Source organism: uncultured Campylobacter sp. (assembly GCF_937997465.1).
Classification (GTDB): Bacteria; Campylobacterota; Campylobacteria; order Campylobacterales; family Campylobacteraceae; genus Campylobacter_A.
Genome location: NZ_CALKTQ010000243.1, coordinates 1 through 4,027, shown reverse-complemented (window position 1 = coordinate 4,027; position 4,027 = coordinate 1). Strand labels below are relative to the sequence as shown.

At 47.9% G+C, this 4,027-nt stretch carries 2 protein-coding genes; both read left to right on the top strand.

Annotation, left to right across the window (positions count from 1 at the left end; translation table 11 throughout):
- The first annotated feature begins 89 nt into the window (after positions 1-89).
- The gene (locus tag Q0546_RS08110; RefSeq protein WP_298792052.1) at positions 90-2,303 is read left to right on the top strand and encodes a TonB-dependent siderophore receptor; all 2,214 of its coding nucleotides are present in this window, start codon (positions 90-92) and stop codon (positions 2,301-2,303) included.
- A 185-nt stretch (positions 2,304-2,488) separates the two neighbouring features.
- The coding region (locus Q0546_RS08105; RefSeq protein WP_298792050.1) for an SbmA/BacA-like family transporter at positions 2,489-4,027 on the top strand (1,539 nt) is incomplete at its 3' end.

The window sequence follows — 4,027 nt, the reverse complement described above, 5'->3', positions numbered from 1 at the left end:
TACTGATTTAGCGTCTGTTTGCTCTTTATTTTCTCTTAAATTTTTTTATATATAATTTGCCTAATCATTATCAATATTAAGGAGAAATTTTGGACGCTTACTGCAAATTTATAGGCTTATCTATGTGCCTTGCTTGCTCGCTTTACGCCGTCGACGCAAACCTCGGAGAGGTGACCGCATACGGTAAAGCCGATTTATCGACGACCGAGGGTACGGGCTCGTATACGACGGGAAATATGAGCACCGCCACGGGTCTAAATCTCAGTATCCGCGAGACTCCGCAATCAGTCTCCGTCGTCTCAAATCAGCTCATCAAAGACCTAAATTTAAAAGACGTCGATACGGCGATGAACTACGCGAGCGGCATCACGCTTTATCGCGACAGCGGGCGCGACCGCATCGTCTCTAGAGGGTTTAACATCGACAACATCCAAGAAGACGGCGTCGCATCCTCGGTATCCATCACGGCTCAAGGCACGCTTGGATTTTCAAAAGAATTTACGGATCTCGAGTTTTACGACCGCGTCGAGGTACTACGCGGTGTAGCGGGACTTACGCAGAGTAACGGCGAGCCTGGTGGCACGGTAAATCTAGTCCGCAAGCGCCCCGGCGACGAGCTTGGAATAAATCTAGGGCTAAGTATGGGCAGCTGGAACAACTACAGAGGCTCGTTTGACGTAACCGACGCGCTAAACACAGACGGCACGATTCGCGGCAGGCTAATCGGAATCCTAAACAAAACAGGCTCGTTTAAAAACCACAAAAACGGTCACCGGGAGGCGCTGGGCAGTACGTTTGAGTTTGATCTCACGGACAAAACTATGCTAACTACCGGCCTCATCTGGCAAAGGACGCTTGGCGTCTACGACATCTACGGCGTACCGGCTAGCGATGCTGGCGGTAATCTTTTAAATTTGAGCCGCAAAAGCTACTTCGGCTCGAGCTGGGACAAAAGCGAATACGAGAAATTTAACGCCTTTACCGAGCTTTCGCATCAGCTTAGCGACGATACGAAAATCTACGCCAAACTAAACTACACTAAAAGCGAAGGTATGTTTAAATTTGGCGCGATGGGCGGCACGAACCCATATAACGTCGCGATCGCAAGACCGACGCACAACGTGAGATTTAGAAAATACGACAACGAATCGGATGAGGTAAATTTGCAAATCGGCGCGGACGGCAAATACGAGCTTTTCGGGCGTAAGCACGAGTTTTTCGTAAACGGCTCGCTCTCTCGCGAGAAATTTACACGCCACGACAAATGGGCTCCAAACGCTAGCCTAAGCTCGCTTGGTATAGGGCTATATAACTGGAACAGTAGCGCCATAGCCGAGCCCAACTGGAACGGTAGCACGATAACGGATGATGATCTATACACGACTAAAATTTACCAGCGCTCATTTGGTATCGGCACGAGATATAACTTCACGGATGATTGGCACTTGCTAGTAGGCGGTAGATTTACCAGCGTAAAATACGACAAAAAATGGGACGACCTCAAAAACCATACGAGCAAAAAGACGCTAGATCTAACTAAAAATCACTTCGCGCCTTATGCGGGCCTAACGTGGGATTTTGCCAAAAATCACAGCTGGTATGTTAGCTACGCAGAGATATTTAAGCCTCAAAGCGCGACGGACGCGAACAAAAACATCCTAAAACCGATCGTAGGCTACAATGTAGAAACAGGCGTAAAATCAGAGTACTTTGATGGCGCGCTAAACACCGCAGTCGCGTTATTTCAGGTCGTGCAAGAAAACAGAGCCATCCAAGATCCGCTAAATACCACCAACAGCATCGCCGAGGGCAAGGTGCGAAGCCGCGGCCTAGATCTTGAAATTTCAGGCGCGCTAACGGATAGATGGAATCTTTTTGCGGGCTATACGTTTAACAAAAGCGTCTATATGAAAAGCGAGAAAAAGACCTCTACAAACGTAAACTACGACAAGGGCGCGAATGCAAAATCCTACGTACCTAAGCATTTGTTTAAAATTTACACCAGCTACGAGATACCGTTTTCTAGCAGCCAAAAGTTAAGCTTTGGCACCGGTGTTAGATGGCAGAGCGCGACTTCGGGCTTTTATCAAAACGTAGCCTACGTAGCGCCTACGCAAAAAGCCTACGCGCTTTGGGATGCAAACGTGAACTACTTTTTTAACAAAAATTTCAGCCTTGGACTCGCAGTCAAAAACATAACCGACAAAAAGTATTTTATGAATACGCAAAACAGAACCGCTGGCATGAACAACTTCTACGGCGATCCGCGAAATTTCACGCTGACGTTTAACTATACGTATTAAAGAACTTTGCGGGATCAAATTTGCGTAAATTTCAGCTTTTTTGAAGCGGTAAATAAACATACCGCTTCGCGCTTTAAATTTGAACAAAGCAGGCCAAATTTAGGCTAAAATTTGCGCCGCATAAAAATTTCTGAACGTAAATTTACCGCTCGCCGCAGAGTAAAAATCAAACAAAAAGGCTAAATTTGCAGATTTTAAAGAAATTTTTCATCATCGCAGGCTGGTTTTGGACGGGCAAGCGCTCGCTAACAGCGTGGGCGATGCTGGCCGTGACGCTGGGAGCTAGCCTAGCCATCGTCAAGGTAGCGACGCTAATGAACGCTTGGGATAAAAAATTTTACGACGCGATGGAGAAATTTGAAAAAGATCTCATGCTTCCGCTTGTGGGCGAGTTTCTCGTCTATACCGCCGTTATCGTGCTTTTTATTGTGATCGGAAACTGGTTTAAAAAGCTACTCGTGATCTCGTGGCGCGAGAGCCTAAGCGAAGAGATGGAAAATCTGTGGCTAAAAAACGCAAATTTCTACCGCTTATCCGCGGCCGCGGGCTTTGATAACCCGGATCAGCGTATCACAGAGGACAGCCTCCTGCTCGCCGACAAAAGCGTAAGTCTCATAAAATCCCTAGTTTACAACCTCTCCAAGCTTTTTGCTTTCACGTTTATCCTCTGGGAGGCGTCAAAGGTCTTGCATTTTAGCACATTTGGCCGCGAGTTCGCGCTGGAGGGCTTTTTGGTCTATGTCGCGCTAGTTTATACGCTTTTTAGCTCGCTTATCACGCACCTCATCGGCCGTAGCTTAAAGCGCCTAAACTACGAGAAACAGCAGGTCGAGGCCGACTACCGCGCAAATCTGCTAATCACTCGCGAAAATGCCGAAGCCGTCGCGCTGATGAATGGCGCAGGCGCTGAAAAATCGCGCTTTCGAGCGAGCTTTAACGAGGTAGTGCGCAACTGGCGCGTCATAATGAACACCGAGTTTCGCCTAGAGTGCTTTTCGGCTAGCTACTTAAAAATCACAAATCTAATCCCGATTTTTGCCTGTTTGCCACTTTATTTCGCGCGGGCGATGAGCTTTGGCGATATGATGCGGGCGCGCTCGGCGTTTTATAGCGTGCAGGACGGCTTTGCGTGGTTTATGGACTATTATAAACAGATCATGGAGTGGGCGGCAAGCGTGGAGCGCATATATAAATTCGTTGAGATCGCGCAGGCGGCAGACTCTAAGGTCAAATATGACGCTAGATTTAGCGGACAAAACAGCAACCTTGACGGAGTGAACGAATTCGCCCGGGTAACGGCGGCAAATTTGACACAGGATAAACTTAAAAGCGTTAAATTTGACGAGAGCTGCAAACAAAACGAGTTAAAATGCTCAAATTTGCAAATTTTTACCCCAAGCGGCGAAAGGCTGGTCTGCGGGCTAAATTTAAACGTAAAAAGCGGCGAATGGACGCTACTGCGCGGAGCTAGCGGGACTGGTAAAAGCAGCGTGTTTAGGTATATCGCGGGCATCTGGGATCACGGCTCGGGCGAGGTTTGCGCGCCGCGCGGAACGATGAGCGTACCGCAAAAGCCGTTTTTAGCGCGCATGAGTCTAAGGCAGCTTATCGCGTATCCTGGCGACTTGCAAAGCGCAGACACCGATTTTGAGGGGATTTTACGGCGGGTACGGCTAGAGAAATTTATCCCCGAGCTAGATGAGATCAAAGACTGGAGCAAGATT